This is a genomic window from Thalassobius vesicularis (genome assembly GCF_004799325.1).
Classification (GTDB): domain Bacteria; phylum Pseudomonadota; class Alphaproteobacteria; order Rhodobacterales; family Rhodobacteraceae; genus Thalassobius; species Thalassobius vesicularis.
In genome coordinates this window covers 445,102-462,037 of record NZ_SSMD01000003.1, presented here as the reverse complement: position 1 = coordinate 462,037, position 16,936 = coordinate 445,102, and the positions used below count along the sequence as shown (strand labels likewise).

Genomic DNA, 16,936 nt, shown 5'->3' with positions numbered 1-16,936 from the left:
AGGCGACGACCTTGATCCGGTCTGGCGGGGCAAGCCAGGGAGCGCGGATCGTCGCCCTGACGGCTCATGCGATGGATCAGGATGTCCAGCTGTATCGCGAAATCGGCTTTGACCGCGTTCTGTCGAAACCCCTGAGTCGCAAGAAGCTATACGAGCAGATCTCGGGGACGCTGGACGACGGCGAACCCGTCCGGGTCAACCGCGTGTTGGACTTGGGCCTGATGGAGCAACTGATCGGCAGCCTGGGGGCCGCGAAATCCGGCGCCCTCATTCGGGACGTTCTGGCCGAGGGCGACGCCTTTGTCGCGACTCTGGCGGACGCTCAACAGGGGGATTCGTTCCGCAACAAGGTCCATCAGTTTGCCGGCACATGCGCGATCATTGGCGCACAACGGATGCGCAACACGCTGGCCCGCCTCGAAGAGACGCTCAAGCGCAGCCCGGACGAGAATCTGCTGGTCTGGCGTGAACCCCTCGAAGTGCTCTGGTCAGAAACCAGAACCAAACTCGAAGAGTTTTTGAAACGCTGATTGTCGTTCCGGGTGGTATCGGAACTGACAAATCGGGCAGCCTACTGGGAAGTATGGCGGAGAGACAGGGATTCGAACCCTGGGTGGACTTGCGCCCACAACGGTTTTCGAGACCGCCCCGTTCGACCACTCCGGCACCTCTCCGCGGGGGTCTGTGGAAGGTGCGTTTAATGGCTCTTTTCAGCAGTGGCAAGGGCGATTTGCGTTGTTTCTACGAAGATTTTTTCTAACTTTGAAAGACGGCCAGAAAATCACAAAGGAAAACGGGTCATGAAGTCTGCATTTCAAAGGGTTTTAGCCGGTTTTGTCCTGATCTTGGGCTTGTTGGCTGCGCAGACCGCTTTGGCGAGTGATGAGAAAAAGATTGAGCGTTTTCTTGAAATCACCGGATTTGACGTCGCCTTGGACTCGATTGTGATCGGTGCCGAGGACGCTCCGGCGATTCTTGGGCAGGATCCGGGGGCGTTCGGGGTGATCTGGAAGAAGATGGTCCTCGATGTGATGGACCCGGCAGAGATTCGCGCCGACGCCCGCACCATGCTGGAGGCCGCGCTTGACGACGCCGACTTGCAGGTCGCGTTGGATTTTTACGGATCGGACCTCGGGCAGCGACTCGTCGTGGCCGAAAACGCGTCTCATCGGGAAAAAAGCGATGACCAACGGGATGAAGCGGGCGACTCGCTGTTGTCCGCACTCGAAGGGGCGGGTGCTGAAGGGCAGGCGCGGTTGGATTTGTTTCGGCGCATGAATGTGGCGATCGACCCTCAGGGCCTGTCGTTGCGGGCCATGCAAGAGGTCCAGATCAGGTTTCTACTGGCTGCTGCCGCCGCTGGTGTGGTGCGCCTCAAGATGGATGAGGCGGACATGCGAGAGATGTTCCGCAAGCAGGAACCCGAACTGCGCGCCGCGATCGAGCGGACGTCGCTGGCGGGTTCGGCCTATACCTATCAGGCTTTCGGCGATTCCGAGTTGCTCGTTTATGTCGAGGCGCTGGAAAGCCCGGCCATGCGGCGCGTCTATGAGTTGATGAACGCCATCCAGTTCGAAATCACGGCGCGCCGGTTCGAGATGCTGGCAGCACGCATGGCGGGCTTGTTGCCGTCGCAGGAATTGTAAGGTCCGTAAATGCGCAGAGTTCTGGTTTATGTGGTGATTGCGGTGTTCGGGGCCGGTATCGCCATTGCCGAGGGGCGAGAGGATACGCGCCGCCTGATTGGCTTGCTGCGTCTAAGCGATGTGATTCACGTGATGCGGCAAGAGGGGCTGATTTTCGGCGCCGAGTTGGGGCAGGGGATGCTGCCCGAGGCAGACAGCGCGCAATGGGCGGCGCGGGTCTCGGACCTTTATGACACCGGCAAGATGGAACAAGTGGTCGAGGCGGGGTTTTCTGAGGTCCTGCAAAACGTGGATCAGGCAAAGATCATCGCCTTCTATGACACGGACCTTGGACGCAGGATCGTCAGCGGAGAGATCACGGCGCGCGAGGCGTTCCTGGACAAACCCACCGAAGACGCGGCGCGGGCGCGTGTCAGTCATCGAACGGCCAATGCGCGACTGACCCAGATCGGACAGTTCATCGAGATCAACGATCTGGTTGAATACAACGTCGCCGGGGCGCTGAACGCTAACTACATGTTCTATCGCGGTCTCACTCAGGGCGGCATGATCCAGATGAGCGACGCCGAGATCTTGGCCGAAGCCTGGGCCGAGGAGGACGCGACGCGCGAGGACTCGATCAGCTGGCTCTATGCCTATCTGGACGAGGCCTATGCAGAGCTGAGCGTCGAAGAGTTGAAAACCCTGACCGATTTTGCCGCGACGCCCGAAGGACAGGCGCTGAACCGGGCGTTGTTTCAGGGCTTTGACCGAATGTATGCGCAGCTTTCCCTGGGGCTGGGTCTGGCGATTGCCAGCCTGGGCCAGTATGAAGAGCTTTAGGCAAGAAAACTTGGGGTTTAGCTGGACCCGGCCCTTGACTTGCAGATCATTCCCGTGGATAAGCGCACATCTCGGGCAGGGGATTCCTTGCCCGATTTTGTTGTAACGACGCCCTAAAGGGGCGCGCAGTTCGAGGTGGCGTCAGCCAGAACTCCTGGAAACGGGGACCACAGAACGCGGGAAACAAAGGAAGAAACGCATGTTTGCGGTCCTCAAGACTGGCGGCAAGCAGTACAAGGTTCAGGCGGGCGATATCCTGCGCGTCGAGAAACTGGCTGCCGATGCTGGCGAAAAAATCCAATTCAACGAAGTTCTGATGCTGGGTGGCGACAACCTGGTTGTTGGTGCTCCTCTGGTTGCCGATGCTGCCGTTCAGGCCGAAGTCGTCGATCAGGTCAAAGCCGACAAGGTCATCACCTTCGTTAAGCGCCGTCGTAAGCACAGCTCGCAGCGCACCCGCGGTCACCGTCAGAAGCTGACGCTGATCAAGATCACCGACATCCTGACCTCGGGCGCAGCTGCGTCGGGCGTCAAGGCTGCCGTCGGCGCGGGCTCGGCGCCCGTCGCTGCAGAATAAGGAGTAACGACCAATGGCACATAAAAAAGCTGGTGGTTCGTCCCGTAACGGCCGCGACTCTGATGGTCGCCGCCTGGGCGTGAAACTGTTTGGCGGCCAAACCGCCATCCCCGGCAACATCATCGTGCGTCAGCGCGGCACCAAGTGGTGGCCGGGCGAAGGCGTCGGTCTGGGCAAAGACCACACCATCTTTGCAACTGCCGAGGGCAAAGTGACCTTCCGCAAGGGCCTGAAAGGCCGCACCTTTATTTCGGTCCTGCCAGTGGCGGAGGCCGCTGAGTAAGCCGACCTTAAGGGCTTGAAAGCATAAGGGGATCGGCAAGACGCCGATCCCCTTTTTCGTATGAGGAGGCAACCGATGTACGTTGCCGGACTGTTTAAATCGCCAACCTCTCTGCTGCGCGGACCTCGCGTTGCCCGGATGGCTGGTGCATTGGTTTCCGAAGTGTCGGCATGGCCTGGGGTTGTATCCCTCGCGTCCATCGCCTTCTATTTGACATCCTTCGGTTTTACCCTTGGCAAGTCGCGTGCAGGAGGAGCACGGGGTCTCGCCGGAAAAGGGGGCCTATCCTCGGTGCTTTTTGGAGGAGAAAGAGCATGATGTTGGACAAGATCGCCAATCAACCTGTTATCGAAACCGAACGGTTCGATCTGCGCCCGTTGCGCAAGTCTGACCAGGGGTTGATCGCCATGCACGCGGGCGATGTGCGCGTGGCCAAGAACACCAGTGCGGTTCCGCACCCCTATCCGCCGGGCGCGGCCGAGGCCTTTGTGACGCGCGCGCAAAAGGATGACCGGGTCGAGGATATCTGGGCCATTGACGGCACCAAATCCGGTGGCCCCGAGGTGATGGGCCTGATCTCGCTGAAGCGGATGGACCGCAGCCAGTCCGAGATCGGGTACTGGGTGGCGCCGGCGTTCTGGAACACCGGTCTGGCCTCGCAGGCAGTCGGTGCGCTGATCGAGGCGAACCCGCAGAAGTGCAAAACCGTGTTCGGTCAGGTGTTTCAGGATAACGCCGCATCGGCGCGTGTGCTGACGAATTGCGGCTTTGAATATCTGGGCGACGCCGAGACTTTCTCGGTTGCGCGCAACGCCAAGGTTCCCACCTGGACCTACAGCCGAAAATTGGATTGAGCAAAGACCGGATTGCGGATAGCTCGGCCTTTGCGATAGGAGACGACCATGAAATTTCTTGATCTCGCAAAGGTCTATGTCCGCTCGGGTTCGGGTGGTGGGGGGTGCGTCAGCTTCCTCCGCGAAAAGTATGTCGAATTCGGTGGTCCCGATGGCGGCGATGGCGGTCACGGTGGCTCGGTCTGGGCCGAGGCGGTCGAGGGGCTGAACACCCTGATCGACTTCCGCTATCAGCAGCATTTCTTTGCCGATAACGGCCGTCCCGGAATGGGTCGCCAACGCACCGGCGCCAGCGGCGAGGACATCGTCCTACGCGTCCCCGTCGGCACCGAGATTCTGGACGAAGACCAGGAAACCCTGATTGCCGACCTGACCGAGGTTGGCCAACGCGTGTTGCTAGCCAAGGGCGGCAATGGCGGCTGGGGCAACCTGCACTTTAAGACCGCGACCAACCAAGCCCCGCGCCGCGCCAATCCGGGGCAAGAGGGCGTCGAGCGTACCATTTGGCTGCGTCTGAAGCTGATCGCCGATGTCGGCCTGTTGGGCCTGCCCAACGCGGGCAAATCGACCTTCCTGGCGGCGACCTCGAACGCGCGTCCCAAGATTGCCGACTACCCGTTCACCACGCTGCACCCCAACTTGGGTGTCGTGGGCATTGATGGCGTGGAGTTCGTCGTGGCCGACATTCCCGGCCTGATCGAAGGTGCCTCCGAAGGGCGCGGGCTAGGCGATCTGTTCCTAGGTCACGTCGAACGCTGCGCCGTGCTGCTGCACCTGATCGACGGCAACTCGGGCACGCTGATCGAGGATTACCACACCATCATCAACGAGCTTGAAGCCTATGGCGGAGAGCTGGCCGACAAGCCGCGCATCACCGTTCTGAACAAGATCGACACACTGGACGCCGAAGAACGCGAATTCCTGCGCGAAGAGCTGGAGGATGCCTGCGGCGAGCGGGTTTACCTGATGTCCGGCGTGTCGCGCGAAGGCGTGGATCAGGTCCTGCGCGTGCTGCGCTCGTGCATCGACGAGGACCGCCTGCACCGCAAAGGGGCAGAGGAAGAGGAAGCACCTTGGCAACCCTGAGCGCCGCGAAACGACTGGTGATCAAGATCGGCTCGGCCCTTTTGGTGGACCGGGCGACGGGCAGCCTTCGGGCCGATTGGCTGAAGGCGCTGGCCGAGGATGTGGCTTGGCTGAAGGGGCAGGGCAAGGACGTGATCCTGGTCTCGTCCGGCTCGATCGCGCTTGGTCGCGGCGTGCTGGGCTTGCCGCGCAGCGAACTGGCGCTGGAGCAGTCTCAGGCCGCCGCTGCCGTTGGTCAGATCCGTCTGGCCCGTGCCTACGAAGAGGTTCTGGCCCCGCATGGCATCAAGACCGGACAGGTTCTGGTGACGCTTGAGGACAGCGAAAACCGCCGCCGCTACCTGAACAGTCGCGCTACGTTGGAGACTCTGATCGGCTTTGGCGTCGTGCCCATCGTGAATGAAAACGACACCGTCGCGACGGATGAAATACGTTATGGCGACAACGACCGGCTGGCGGCGCAAGTCGCGGTGACCGTGGGCGCGGATCAGCTGATCCTGTTGTCGGATGTGGACGGGTTCTACTCGGCCAACCCGCAGACCGACCCGACCGCGCGCCGGTTCGAAGTGGTCGAACAAATCACCCCCGAGATCGAGGCGATGGCCGGCGAGGGCGTGTCCGGCCTGTCCAAGGGCGGCATGATCACCAAGCTGATGGCGGCCAAGATGTCGATTGCGGGGGGTTGCGCAATGGCGATCACCGAAGGGTCCGTCATGCGCCCGCTAATGGCGCTGGAGCAGGGCGCGAATGCCACCTGGTTTCTGGCGCAGGACGACCCGCATCTGGCGCGCAAACGCTGGATTCACTCGATGAAGGCCAAGGGCGAGATCATGGTCGATGCCGGGGCCGCCACCGCCCTGGACAAGGGCAAGAGCCTGCTGCCCGCAGGCGTCAAAGGCGTGACAGGAGTCTTCGGTCGCGGCGATCCCGTGGCCATCCTGGGCCCAGACGGGCGCAAGCTGGGGCAGGGCCTGAGCCGCTACACCGCGGCCGAGGCGATCCGGATCAAGGGCCACCGCTCGGACGAGATCGAGGAGATTCTTGGCTATCCGGGCCGCGCGGCGCTGATCCATCGGGATGACATGGCTCTTTGAGCAAGTAATTGAACTGACAGGGAAACCGGAGGTCAGAAATGAAAGACGCAAACGATATTCACGCGGTGATGACCGAAATCGGCAAGCGCGCCAAGGCGGCCTCGGCCGAGTTGGCCTTTGCTAGCGCCGAGCGTAAACACGCCGCTCTTATTGCCGCTGCCGATGCGGTCTGGGCCAATCGCGCCGCCATCATCGAGGCAAACCAGAAGGATCTGGAATATGGCCGCCAAAAGGGCCTGAGCCCGGCCATGATGGACCGTCTGATGCTGGACGAAGGCCGTATTCGTGGCATGATGGACGGCCTGCGCGCCGTGGCCGAACAGGCCGATCCGGTGGGCGAGGTTCTGGCGGAATGGGACATGCCTTCGGGCCTGCATATCCGCCGCGTGCGCACGCCTTTGGGCGTGATCGGCGTGATTTATGAAAGCCGCCCCAATGTGACCGCCGACGCCGGTGCGCTGTGCCTGAAATCGGGCAACGCGGTGATCCTGCGCGGCGGCTCGGAAAGTTTCCACTCGTCCGGCGCAATCCATAAGTGCCTGGTCGAGGGGTTGAAGGCCGCCAACCTGCCGCTGGACGCGATCCAGCTGGTGCCGACGCGCGACCGCGCCGCGGTGCAGGAACTGCTGACGATGGTCGACTATGTGGACGTGATCGTGCCCCGTGGCGGCAAGGGCCTGGTCGGCCTGGTGCAGCGCGAGGCACGCGTGCCCGTGTTTGCCCACCTCGAAGGCATCGTGCATATCTTCGTCGATAAGGATGCCGACCCGGCCAAGGCGCTGCGCGTGGTCATGAACGCGAAAACCCGGCGCACCGGGATCTGTGGTGCTGCGGAATGTCTGTTGATTCACAAGGACATCGCGGAAACCCTTGGGGCCGATCTGATCCGCGCGCTGATGGAGGCGGGCGTCGAAGTCCGCGCCGAAGGACTGCCCGGATCGGTGCCTGCTGGCGAGGAAGATTGGGGCAAGGAATACCTCGACTCGATCATTGCGGCCAAGGTTGTGGACGATGTGGATGGCGCGATCGCGCATATCCGCCGCTATAGCTCTAGCCACACCGATTGCGTGATCACCGAGAATGACGCCGTCGCGAACCGCTTTTTCGAGCGGCTGGACAGCGCCATTCTGATGCGCAACGCCTCGACCCAGTTTGCAGACGGGGGCGAGTTCGGCATGGGCGCCGAAATCGGTATTGCGACCGGCAAGATGCACGCGCGTGGCCCGGTGGGCGCAGCACAGCTGACCAGCTTCAAGTACCTGGTCGAAGGCGACGGCGCGACCCGGCCCTAAAACGCGATCTGCGCCGATGTCTCGGTGAACGAGATGTCGGCGCTTCGTCCCATCTGACGCAGATGCCCTGACAACAGGCCGAATTGCACTTGGCCCGGGCTTAATTCGGTGGAAGTCGCGTTGGCATCGGAAAGATGCGCCCAAAGCGCTTCATCCTGACGAATGCGCGGGCCTTTGCCGGTAACGGCCCAGCCCGTAGATTCAAGCCGAATACCGATTTCTCCGCCCATCGGCAGGGTTTGTTCTACGCAGAGTAGCGCCAGGAACGCGGTCCGCAATTCGGCGCGGTCCGGCGCGCTATCCGATTGAAATTCATAGCGAATACGGCTGGAGAGTGACATGTCGCGCAAGATCGATTGCACCTCGCCAAGCGGCACGCCCTGACCGCCCGAGGCCTTGCCAAAGGCCACCCGGAAGAACCGGATACGGGCATTGGCGTTATTCACGCTGTCCGCCATCAGGGCCATTTCCGGCGACGGCGGCGTGCCCATTTGCAGCAACTCCAGACCGTTGCCAATCGCGCCGATCGGGCTGATAAGGTCATGACAGATCCGCGAACCTATCAAAGCCGCAAGTTCGAGGGTATCGTTCGACAATTACAAACCTCCAAGAGTGACCCGATGGATGACCTGAATTCCTTCCTCGAACCCGGTATGCGCGTTCAACACCCCGACTGCCCCGATTGGGGCATTGGTCAGGTGCAATCGAACATTCACGGCAAGATCACCGTGAATTTTCCCGAGGCGGGCAAGGTTGTGATCGACGGATCCCGTATTTTTCTAATCCCGGTCTTTGATGACTGATTGTAGTTAATGAAAAGCTAACACAACTAAGGGTTTAGTAAAGCCTTGGCTCCGGAGTTGCTTTTCATCTCGGGCTTTCCTACAAGCAGACAAGCCCCGAACCGAACCCGGCTGAGAGACGCTTGAAATGCCTCAATACGTTGTAAAACTTGCACAATCTGAGGAGGACCTGCGGGCCGCCCAGCGACTGCGTTACGAGGTTTTCGTTGCGGAACTGGGCGGCAGGGGCGCGATGGTCGATCATGAACAGCGCCTTGAGATCGACCGCTTCGACCCGTTTTTCGACCACCTGATCCTGTTGGACGAGGCGCGTCCCGGCGCGGTCGGGGACCAGATCGTCGGCGTTTACCGGGTGTTGCGCGACGACCAGGCGCGCGAGGTTGGGCAGTTCTATTCCGAGGACGAATACGATCTGACAGCCCTGAAAAACAGCGGCCGCAAGCTGCTGGAGCTTGGACGTTCGTGCTTGCACAAGGACTATCGCGGGGGTGCTGCGATGTTCCATCTGTGGAATGCGCTTGGCCTCTATGTTGCTGAACATAAAATAGAAATCCTGTTCGGTGTCGCCAGTTTCCACGGCACCGATCCGGCGGCGCTAGCCCAGCCCTTGTCGCTGCTGCACTATCATCACTTGGCGCCGCTGGACCTGCGCGTGCGCGTGCGTGACACGTCCTTTACGCGGATGGATCTGCTGCCCGAGGAGCAATTGGACCGTAAGACGGCGATGCTTTCGGTGCCGTCGCTGATCAAGGCATACCTGCGGCTGGGTGGGTTCGTCGGCGAGGGCGCGTTCATCGACCATGAGTTCAACACCATCGACGTGTGCCTTATCATGGACACCGAACGGATGAACGAAAAGCAAAAAAACATTTATACTAAAGAGGTTGGCCGGTGACCTTCGACTGGGATATGCCGCCGGAGCCTGAAGTCGGTCCCTTCGGTTTCGCGGGTTGGGCGCGTGCCCTGATGCGCGGTATCCCGTTTGCGATCCTGGTGTTCGGCGGTTTGGCCGTGCTGCTTTTGGTGCGCCTGATCGAGGCGCCGCTGTTCGGCCTTCATCGCCCGATAACCCCGCACATCACCCAGTTTGTGTGCAGAAATTCGTTCAGAATCATGGGGATACGGTTTGAGACGCAGGGCGAGGTGATGCGCCATCGCGGTGCCGTCGTCGGCAACCATGTGTCCTGGCTGGACATCTTTGCGCTGAACGCGCGCAAGCGGATTTACTTCGTCGCCAAGGCCGAGGTCGCAGGCTGGCCCGGCATCGGCTGGCTGGCGCGGGCGACCGGAACGGTGTTCATTCGGCGCGATCCGAAAGAGGCGAAAAAGCAGCAGGAAATCTTTGAGTCCCGCCTGCTAGCTGGCCATAAGCTGCTGTTTTTCCCCGAGGGGACATCGACTGACGGCATTGTTGTTTTGCCTTTTAAATCAACGCTTTTTCAGGCGTTCTTCAGTCATCACCTGAGGCATGAACTGCACATCCAGCCCGTCACGCTGGTCTATCGCGCGCCTGATGACGCAGAGCCGCGGTTCTACGGCTGGTGGGGCAATATGGACTTTGGTGGCCACTTGCTGAAGGTGCTGGCCGCGCCGCGTCAGGGCTGTGTGACGGTGATTTATCACGAGCCCGTCCGGGTCGACGACTTCCCCAACCGCAAGTCTTTAGCGGCCTATTGCGAGAAAATCGTGCGGTCCGGGATGCCGGTGTAACGGAGCGTTAACCCGGGAAATCGTATGATTCCCGGGAAAAAACGTACGCTCGAAACTTAGCCCTTCCAGATCCAGCCGCCGCCCAGAATGCGCGAGCCGCCGGTTTCGTAGAACACGCAGGCCTGACCGGGAGAGACGCCCTCCTCGGCGGTCAGCAACTCGACCTCGGCGGTGGTGTCGGTCAGCGGCCGGATGATCGCCTCGCGCGGGGGGCGGGTGGAGCGGACCTTGACCGAGACGTGCCACTCGGGCTGCGAGGTGAAGGGGGTGTCGCCCAGCCAGTTGATCTCGCGCACGGGGATGGTGCGGGTCGAGAGCAGTTCCTTGGGGCCGACGATGACCTGCTTGGCATCCACGTCCAGGCGAACGACGTAGAGCGGCTCGCTGAGGCCACCGATGCCCAGCCCGCGGCGCTGGCCGATGGTGTAGTGGATGACACCGTTATGCTCGCCCAGCACGCGGCCGTCGGCATGGACGATCTGGCCCGGCTCGGCCGCACCGGGGCGCAGTTTCTCGATGACCGAGGCGTAGTTGCCATTCGGCACGAAGCAGATGTCCTGGCTGTCGGGCTTGTCGGCCACGGCCAGCCCGTATTTCTGCGCCAGCTTGCGGGTCTCGGCCTTCGACGGCAGGTGGCCCAGCGGGAATCGCAGGTATTCCAGCTGCTCGGGCGTGGTCGAGAACAGGAAATAGGACTGATCGCGGCTGGCATCGGCGGCGCAGTGCAGCTCGGGGCCGTTTGGGCCCATCTTGCGCTGGATATAGTGGCCGGTGGCCATGCAATCGGCCTCCAGATCTTTCGCGGTTTGCAGCAGATCTTTGAATTTCACGCGCTCGTTGCAGCGGATACAGGGCACGGGCGTGGCGCCGGCCAGATAGCTGTCGGCAAATTCGTCGATCACGGCCTCTTGAAAGATGTTTTCATAATCAAGGACATAGTGGGGGAAGCCCATCTCTTCGGCGACGCGGCGGGCGTCGTGGATGTCGATCCCGGCACAGCAGGCACCCTTTTTCGCCAGCGCAGCCCCGTGATCGTAAAGCTGCAGGGTGACGCCGACAACATCATAGCCTTCCTCGGCCAGCTGCGCGGCCACGACCGAGCTGTCCACGCCCCCCGACATCGCCACGACCACGCGCGTTTCCGACGGCGGTTTGGCAAAGCCCAGCGAATTCAGTTTCGTCGTGTCATCCAGCATCGGCCGCATCCCCATGAAAGTCTGCGAGAATATAGGAAAATCCTAACTACTCTCAAGCCCCGGTTTCACCCCCTGTTAAGCCCGCCGCGCAAAGGTGCCCCAAACAAAGGGAAAACCGGCATGTATCTGAAGAAAGTGGAAGGCCCGCGAACGGTGACGCTGCCCGACGGGAGCGTGATGACACAGGCGGATTTGCCTCCGAAAAACACGTATAGGTGGGTGGCCAAACGCAAAGCAGCGGTTGTAAGGGGCGTTTTATACGGCCTGATCACTCGGTCCGAGGCGCTGCAACGCTATGGACTGAGCGATGAGGAATTTCACGAATGGTGTCAGGCAATTGCCAATCACGGGGTGGATGCGTTGAAGGCAACCTCGGTGCAAAAGTATCGACAACTTTAACGATAGTATGCTATTTGTTCTTCTCAGGTAAGGAGTGATTAACCTTTATTCGCCAAGGTTGAATTGAATAAAGTTCAAAGTTGCGAGGAACGATATGCGCGTGCTGCTGGTCGAAGATGATCCGACAACGTCGAAAAGCATCGAAATGATGCTGACCCATGCAAATCTCAATGTCTATACCACCGATCTGGGCGAAGAAGGCATCGATCTGGCCAAACTGTATGACTACGATCTGATCCTGCTGGATCTGGGGCTGCCGGACATGCACGGCCACGAAGTGCTGCGCCAGCTGCGTTTGGCTCGCGTCGATACGCCGATCCTGATCCTGTCGGGGCTGGACGATACCGAAAACAAGATCAAGGGCTTCGGGTTCGGTGCCGACGATTACATGACCAAACCCTTTCACCGCGAAGAACTGGTCGCGCGAATCCACGCGATTATCCGCCGCTCGAAGGGCCACTCGCAATCGGTCATCCGCACCGGCAAGGTTAAGATCAACCTGGACGCAAAAACCGTCGATGTCGGCGGATCGACCGTGCACCTGACCGGTAAAGAGTACCAGATGCTGGAGCTGCTGAGCCTGCGCAAGGGCACGACGCTGACCAAGGAGATGTTCCTGAACCACCTCTATGGCGGCATGGACGAGCCGGAGCTGAAGATCATTGACGTGTTCATCTGCAAGCTGCGCAAGAAACTGACCGAGGCGACAGGCGGCGAAAACTACATCGAAACGGTCTGGGGCCGCGGCTATGTGCTGCGTGATCCCTCTGCGCAGGGCATGCTGAACGACAGGCTGGCCGTCGGCGCCTGACCCCGCGCTTTGCGGTTCAGTCTGGACCTTGCGCCAGCGCGCCCCTATCACTTTGCGCAAGCGAACAGGGGGCCAGACCGTGACTGCAGAGATTGCCGTTGACCAATTGACCGAGGCGCAGGCGAAGGCAGAGCTTGCGCGTCTGTCCGCCATCATCGCACAGGCCAATGCGGCGTACCACACGATGGACGCACCCGAGATTTCGGATGCGGACTATGACGCGCTGAAGCATCGGAACGCCCAGATCGAGGCGCGTTTTCCGCAGTTGAAGCGCGGCGACAGCCCCTCGGATCAGGTCGGTGCGGCCCCGGCAGAGGGGTTCGGCAAGGTCACGCATGCGGTGCGAATGATGTCCTTGGGCAATGCTTTCGAGGATGCGGATGTTCAGGAATTCGATGAATTTATCTGCAAATACCTTGGGTTGCCCGCCGGAAGCGTGGCCTATACGGCCGAGCCGAAGATCGACGGCCTCAGCCTGTCCTTGCGGTACGAAAACGGGGTTCTGGTGCAAGCGGCCACCCGTGGCGACGGTGAGGTCGGCGAAAATGTGACGCAGAACGCCCGGACGATCTCGGATATCCCGCAGAGGCTGACCGGCGCACCGGAGGTGTTGGAGGTGCGCGGCGAAGTCTACATGAGCCACGCGGATTTCGACGCGCTGAACGCGCGGCAGGCCGAACGGGGCGAAAAGACATTTGCCAACCCGCGCAACGCAGCCGCCGGATCGCTGCGCCAACTCGACGCCGAGATCACCCGCTCGCGGCCTTTGCGCTTTTTCGCGTATAGCTGGGGAGAGCTGTCCGCGCCGCTCGCCGACACTCAGATCGGGGCCATCGCTGCCTTGGAAGCGTTGGGTTTCCAGACTAACGATCTGACGCAAGTGTCGGAAAACATTCAGGATATGCTGGATCACTACCGCAAGATCGAACAACTGCGCGCCACGTTGGGCTACGATATCGACGGGGTGGTCTACAAGGTGAACGACCTGTCGCTGCAGGCGCGGTTGGGTTTCCGCTCGACCACGCCGCGATGGGCGATTGCGCATAAATTCCCGGCCGAACTGGCCTGGACCCGGCTGGAGGCGATCGACATTCAGGTCGGCCGAACCGGCGCGCTGAGCCCGGTGGCGCGGCTGCATCCGGTCACCGTGGGAGGGGTCGTTGTCAGCAACGCGACGCTGCATAATGAGGATTACATTGCCGGGCGCGACGCAAAGGGCAATGAAATCCGCGGGGGTAAAGACATTCGCGTCGGCGACTGGGTGCAGGTCTATCGCGCGGGTGATGTGATCCCGAAGGTCGCGGATGTTGATCTGTCCAAGCGCCCCGACGATGCGGTTCCGTTCGTGTTTCCCTCGACCTGCCCGGAATGCGGCAGCGCGGCGATCCGCGAGGAGGGCGACGCCGTGCGCCGTTGCGCGGGCGGGATCATTTGCCCCGCGCAAGCCGTTGAAAAGCTGAAGCATTTCGTAGGACGGTCGGCCTTTGATATCGAAGGACTGGGTGCCAAACAGGTCGAGATGTTCTATAACGACGCGACGCTGCCGGTGAAAACCCCCGCCGATATTTTCACGCTGAGGGAGCGCGACGCGCGGAACCTCTCGAAGCTGGCCAACCGTGACGGCTGGGGCGAGCGGAGCGCCAAGAACCTGTTCGAAGCGATTGATGAAAAACGGAAAATCCCGTTCGGCCGGGTACTGTTTGCGTTGGGGATACGCCATGTGGGCGAGGCGGCCAGCAACCTGATCGCCCTGCATTACGGCACCTGGGACGCGTTCGAGACCGCGATGCAGGGGGCGGCGGACATGAGCGGCGCGGATTGGCAGGACCTGCTGTCGATCGACGGCGTGGGCGAGGTGATGGCGCGCTCGTTGGTCATGGCGTTTGCGCAGGAACATGAGCGGGCTAGCATCGACGCGCTGGTCTCGCAGTTGCAGATCGAAGAGGCCAAGCGCCCCAAGACCGATGGCAGCCCCGTCGCGGGCAAGACCGTCGTGTTTACCGGAACGCTGGAGAAAATGACCCGGGCCGAGGCGAAAGCGCGGGCCGAGGCGTTGGGGGCGAAGGTCGCGGGCTCGGTCAGCGCCAAGACGGACATCCTGGTGGCGGGGCCGGGCGCGGGCTCGAAGGCCAAGAAAGCGGCGGAACTGGGCATCGAAACCCTGGACGAGGACGGCTGGCTTCAGCTGATCGGAGACGCATGAGCGGCCGGCCCGAACCCCTGTTTCCGCTATTCGCGGATCTGGAGACGCTGGCCGGCGTCGGGCCGAAAACGGCAAAGAACCTGGCGCAGTTGGGGGTCGAGAAACCGCGCGACCTGCTGTTCACGCTGCCCTATTCCGGCATCGACCGGTCGCGCCGCGCTTCGGTACGGGGGGCGGTGCTGCCGGATGTGGTGACGGTCGAGGTGACGGTCGGCGCGCATAAGGCGCCGCGCTCGAAGGGGGGCGCGTACCGGATCACGGTCGAGGATGCGGAAACCGCGTTTCAGTTGGTGTTTTTCCATGCGCGCGGGGATTATTTGCTGCGGCAACTGCCGGTCGGGTCGCGCCGGATCGTCTCGGGCAAGGTCGAGATGTTCGATGGAATCGCGCAGATGGTTCACCCCGATCACATCCTGCCGCTGGAAGAGGCGGCGGAGATTCCGGCATTCGAACCAGTCTATCCGCTGACCGCCGGGGTGACGCAAAAACAGATGACCAAGGCGCAGGAGGCGGCGTTGGCACGCGCGCCCGAGTTGCCGGAATGGATTGATCCGGAACAGAAATCTCGGGCCGGTTGGCCGGATTGGCATGCCGCCGTGCTGGCTGCGCACCACCCTCAAGCGCCCGAGGATCTGGCCGCCCATGCCCCCGCGCGGGAACGTCTGGCCTATGACGAGCTGATGGCGCACCAGTTGACGCTGGCCTTGGCGCGGTCTCGGCTGCGCAAGGCCAAGGGGCGGCAAACGAAGGGCAACGGCGCGTTGCAGGCGCGGGTTTTGACGCGTCTGCCGTACCGGCCCACCGGCGCGCAGCTACGCGCGATCGAGGAGATCGCTGCGGATATGGCCGCGCCGATCCGCATGAACCGGCTGCTGCAGGGCGATGTGGGCGCGGGGAAAACGCTGGTCGCGTTCATGGCGCTGCTGATCGCGGTCGAGGCGGGCGGGCAGGGCGTGATGATGGCACCCACCGAGATTCTGGCGCGCCAACACCTTGAGGGGTTGCGCCCGCTGGCCGCTGACGCCGGCGTCACGCTGGAACTTCTGACTGGCCGTGACAAGGGCGCGGAGCGGCGCTCCAAGCTGGAGGCGCTGGCGCGGGGGGACATCCAGATGCTGGTGGGCACCCATGCGGTGTTCCAGAAAGACGTGGAATTTCAGGATCTTCGTCTGGCCGTTGTGGACGAACAGCACCGCTTTGGTGTGCGCCAGCGGCTGGAATTGGGCCAAAAGGGCACGCTGGCGGACATGCTGGTGATGACCGCGACGCCGATCCCGCGATCGCTGGCGTTGGCGCAATACGGGGATATGGACGTGTCGGTGCTGGACGAAAAGCCGCCCGGACGGAAACCGATCAAGTCGGCCATGGTCTCGACCTCGCGCATCGACGAGGTGGTGGCGCATCTGCGCCGCGCGATCGCCGAGGGGCGGCAGGCCTATTGGGTCTGTCCGCTGGTCGAGGAAAGCGAAGTGCTGGACCTGACTGCCGCCGAGGACCGTTTTGCGCAGTTGCGCGCCGTTCTGGGCGAGGGGCGCGTCGGGCTGGTGCACGGGCAGATGCCACCGGCGGACAAGGACGCGGCGATGGCCGATTTCGTGGCCGGGCGCACCAATGTGCTGGTCGCGACGACGGTGATCGAGGTGGGGGTGAACGTGCCCAATGCCACGATCATGGTGATCGAACGGGCCGAGACCTTTGGCCTGGCGCAGCTGCACCAGCTGCGGGGGCGCGTGGGGCGTGGCACCGCTGAATCGACCTGCCTGCTGCTGTATCAGGCACCGCTGAGCGAGGGGGCCTCGCGTCGGTTGTCGACGCTGCGCGACACCGAGGACGGGTTCCGCATCGCCGAGGTCGATCTGGAAATGCGCGGGGCGGGCGATCTGATCGGAACGGCGCAATCGGGTTTGCCGCGGTTCCGAGTCGCCGATCTGGAGCGCCAGACCGCCCTGATGGAGGTGGCGCAAAGCGATGCACGGGCCTTGATGGCGCAGGATCCGACGCTGGAGGGGCCGCGAGGCCGCGCTGCACGTGTTCTGCTGTGGCTGATGGAACAGGATCAGGCAATCCGTCTGATTTCCGTGGGTTAGCGGTCGCCAATCCTGTGCGGCTGCGCCTCTTGCGGTCGCCAGACAGCGCAGTAAACCGGTTTGTTCACATTTG

The 16,936-nt window shown here is 61.9% G+C and carries 17 protein-coding genes, 1 tRNA gene and 1 pseudogene; 16 read left to right on the top strand and 3 right to left on the bottom strand.

Annotated elements, in window-relative coordinates; genetic code table 11:
* The first annotated feature begins 11 nt into the window (after positions 1-11).
* Positions 12-530, top strand: coding sequence for a response regulator (locus tag E7681_RS08710; RefSeq protein ID WP_136338877.1), 519 nt, complete (start codon positions 12-14; stop codon positions 528-530).
* Positions 531-584: 54 nt separating this feature from the next.
* On the opposite strand, the gene E7681_RS08705 is transcribed toward E7681_RS08710, so the two are convergent.
* A tRNA-Ser gene (locus E7681_RS08705) sits at positions 585-674 on the bottom strand.
* Between the two features lie 126 nt (positions 675-800).
* Here E7681_RS08705 and E7681_RS08700 point away from each other — a divergent pair.
* The 8 genes and pseudogenes from E7681_RS08700 to E7681_RS08665 all read left to right on the top strand — a co-directional run bounded on the left by E7681_RS08700 (position 801) and on the right by E7681_RS08665 (position 7,654).
* On the top strand, positions 801-1,646 hold the full coding sequence (locus E7681_RS08700) for a DUF2059 domain-containing protein (RefSeq protein ID WP_136338876.1): 846 nt from the start codon (positions 801-803) through the stop codon (positions 1,644-1,646).
* A gap of 9 nt (positions 1,647-1,655) precedes the next feature.
* Positions 1,656-2,468, top strand: coding sequence for a DUF2059 domain-containing protein (locus E7681_RS08695; protein ID WP_136338875.1), 813 nt, complete (start codon positions 1,656-1,658; stop codon positions 2,466-2,468).
* A 199-nt stretch (positions 2,469-2,667) separates the two neighbouring features.
* A pseudogene (rplU, locus tag E7681_RS08690) lies at positions 2,668-3,039 on the top strand (50S ribosomal protein L21); the annotation flags it as partial.
* A gap of 19 nt (positions 3,040-3,058) precedes the next feature.
* Entirely contained in the window at positions 3,059-3,328 is a 270-nt protein-coding gene (gene rpmA / locus E7681_RS08685) for a 50S ribosomal protein L27 (RefSeq protein WP_136338873.1), read from the top strand.
* Between the two features lie 314 nt (positions 3,329-3,642).
* Complete coding sequence (locus E7681_RS08680) at positions 3,643-4,182, top strand: GNAT family N-acetyltransferase (RefSeq protein WP_136338872.1); 540 nt, start codon at positions 3,643-3,645, stop codon at positions 4,180-4,182.
* Between the two features lie 48 nt (positions 4,183-4,230).
* Positions 4,231-5,268 carry a GTPase ObgE gene (gene obgE / locus E7681_RS08675; RefSeq protein ID WP_136338871.1) on the top strand — a complete coding sequence of 346 codons (1,038 nt, stop codon included), beginning with the start codon at positions 4,231-4,233 and terminating at the stop codon, positions 5,266-5,268.
* Complete coding sequence (proB, locus tag E7681_RS08670; protein WP_136338870.1) at positions 5,256-6,362, top strand: glutamate 5-kinase; 1,107 nt, start codon at positions 5,256-5,258, stop codon at positions 6,360-6,362. Before obgE ends, proB begins: the two co-directional genes overlap by 13 nt.
* A gap of 38 nt (positions 6,363-6,400) precedes the next feature.
* Positions 6,401-7,654 (top strand): glutamate-5-semialdehyde dehydrogenase, encoded by a 1,254-nt coding sequence (locus E7681_RS08665; protein ID WP_136338869.1) that lies wholly within the window; start codon positions 6,401-6,403, stop codon positions 7,652-7,654.
* Here E7681_RS08665 and E7681_RS08660 read toward each other — a convergent pair.
* Entirely contained in the window at positions 7,651-8,250 is a 600-nt protein-coding gene (locus tag E7681_RS08660; RefSeq protein WP_246032443.1) for a histidine phosphotransferase family protein, read from the bottom strand. The genes E7681_RS08665 and E7681_RS08660 overlap by 4 nt on opposite strands.
* A 24-nt stretch (positions 8,251-8,274) precedes the next feature.
* Between E7681_RS08660 and E7681_RS08655 the strand changes: the two genes are divergently transcribed.
* The 3 genes from E7681_RS08655 to olsA all read left to right on the top strand — a co-directional run bounded on the left by E7681_RS08655 (position 8,275) and on the right by olsA (position 10,167).
* Positions 8,275-8,457, top strand: coding sequence for a DUF3553 domain-containing protein (locus E7681_RS08655; RefSeq protein WP_136338868.1), 183 nt, complete (start codon positions 8,275-8,277; stop codon positions 8,455-8,457).
* Positions 8,458-8,584: 127 nt separating this feature from the next.
* Complete coding sequence (olsB, locus tag E7681_RS08650) at positions 8,585-9,352, top strand: L-ornithine N(alpha)-acyltransferase (RefSeq protein WP_136338867.1); 768 nt, start codon at positions 8,585-8,587, stop codon at positions 9,350-9,352.
* Between the two features lie 14 nt (positions 9,353-9,366).
* Positions 9,367-10,167: a lyso-ornithine lipid O-acyltransferase gene (gene olsA, locus E7681_RS08645; protein ID WP_136338942.1), complete on the top strand. Its 801-nt coding sequence runs from the start codon at positions 9,367-9,369 to the stop codon at positions 10,165-10,167.
* A gap of 56 nt (positions 10,168-10,223) precedes the next feature.
* Here the strand turns inward: olsA and mnmA are convergent, their stop codons facing one another.
* On the bottom strand, positions 10,224-11,363 hold the full coding sequence (mnmA, locus tag E7681_RS08640; protein ID WP_136338866.1) for a tRNA 2-thiouridine(34) synthase MnmA: 1,140 nt from the start codon (positions 11,361-11,363) through the stop codon (positions 10,224-10,226).
* A 120-nt stretch (positions 11,364-11,483) separates the two neighbouring features.
* On the opposite strand from mnmA, the gene sciP reads away from it, so the two are divergent.
* The 4 genes from sciP to recG all read left to right on the top strand — a co-directional run bounded on the left by sciP (position 11,484) and on the right by recG (position 16,863).
* Positions 11,484-11,762, top strand: a complete 279-nt coding sequence (gene sciP, locus E7681_RS08635; RefSeq protein ID WP_136338865.1) for a CtrA inhibitor SciP — start codon at positions 11,484-11,486, stop codon at positions 11,760-11,762.
* A gap of 94 nt (positions 11,763-11,856) precedes the next feature.
* A complete protein-coding gene (ctrA, locus tag E7681_RS08630) occupies positions 11,857-12,573 on the top strand; it encodes a response regulator transcription factor CtrA (RefSeq protein WP_136338864.1) in 717 nt (238 codons plus the stop codon).
* 79 nt (positions 12,574-12,652) lie between these two features.
* Positions 12,653-14,776 carry an NAD-dependent DNA ligase LigA gene (gene ligA / locus E7681_RS08625; RefSeq protein WP_136338863.1) on the top strand — a complete coding sequence of 708 codons (2,124 nt, stop codon included), beginning with the start codon at positions 12,653-12,655 and terminating at the stop codon, positions 14,774-14,776.
* Positions 14,773-16,863, top strand: coding sequence for an ATP-dependent DNA helicase RecG (recG, locus tag E7681_RS08620; protein WP_136338862.1), 2,091 nt, complete (start codon positions 14,773-14,775; stop codon positions 16,861-16,863). The genes ligA and recG overlap by 4 nt, the downstream gene beginning before the upstream one ends.
* Positions 16,864-16,936 lie beyond the last annotated feature (73 nt).

Coding starts and splice junctions, on each gene's coding strand:
- mnmA (WP_136338866.1), bottom strand. CDS start 11,363: ATGCTGGATGACACGACGAAACTGAATTCGCTGGGCTTTGCCAAACCG.
- rpmA (WP_136338873.1), top strand. CDS start 3,059: ATGGCACATAAAAAAGCTGGTGGTTCGTCCCGTAACGGCCGCGACTCT.
- olsB (WP_136338867.1), top strand. CDS start 8,585: ATGCCTCAATACGTTGTAAAACTTGCACAATCTGAGGAGGACCTGCGG.
- olsA (WP_136338942.1), top strand. CDS start 9,367: ATGCCGCCGGAGCCTGAAGTCGGTCCCTTCGGTTTCGCGGGTTGGGCG.
- obgE (WP_136338871.1), top strand. CDS start 4,231: ATGAAATTTCTTGATCTCGCAAAGGTCTATGTCCGCTCGGGTTCGGGT.
- E7681_RS08680 (WP_136338872.1), top strand. CDS start 3,643: ATGATGTTGGACAAGATCGCCAATCAACCTGTTATCGAAACCGAACGG.
- E7681_RS08665 (WP_136338869.1), top strand. CDS start 6,401: ATGAAAGACGCAAACGATATTCACGCGGTGATGACCGAAATCGGCAAG.
- E7681_RS08700 (WP_136338876.1), top strand. CDS start 801: ATGAAGTCTGCATTTCAAAGGGTTTTAGCCGGTTTTGTCCTGATCTTG.
- sciP (WP_136338865.1), top strand. CDS start 11,484: ATGTATCTGAAGAAAGTGGAAGGCCCGCGAACGGTGACGCTGCCCGAC.
- ctrA (WP_136338864.1), top strand. CDS start 11,857: ATGCGCGTGCTGCTGGTCGAAGATGATCCGACAACGTCGAAAAGCATC.
- E7681_RS08695 (WP_136338875.1), top strand. CDS start 1,656: ATGCGCAGAGTTCTGGTTTATGTGGTGATTGCGGTGTTCGGGGCCGGT.
- E7681_RS08655 (WP_136338868.1), top strand. CDS start 8,275: ATGGATGACCTGAATTCCTTCCTCGAACCCGGTATGCGCGTTCAACAC.
- recG (WP_136338862.1), top strand. CDS start 14,773: ATGAGCGGCCGGCCCGAACCCCTGTTTCCGCTATTCGCGGATCTGGAG.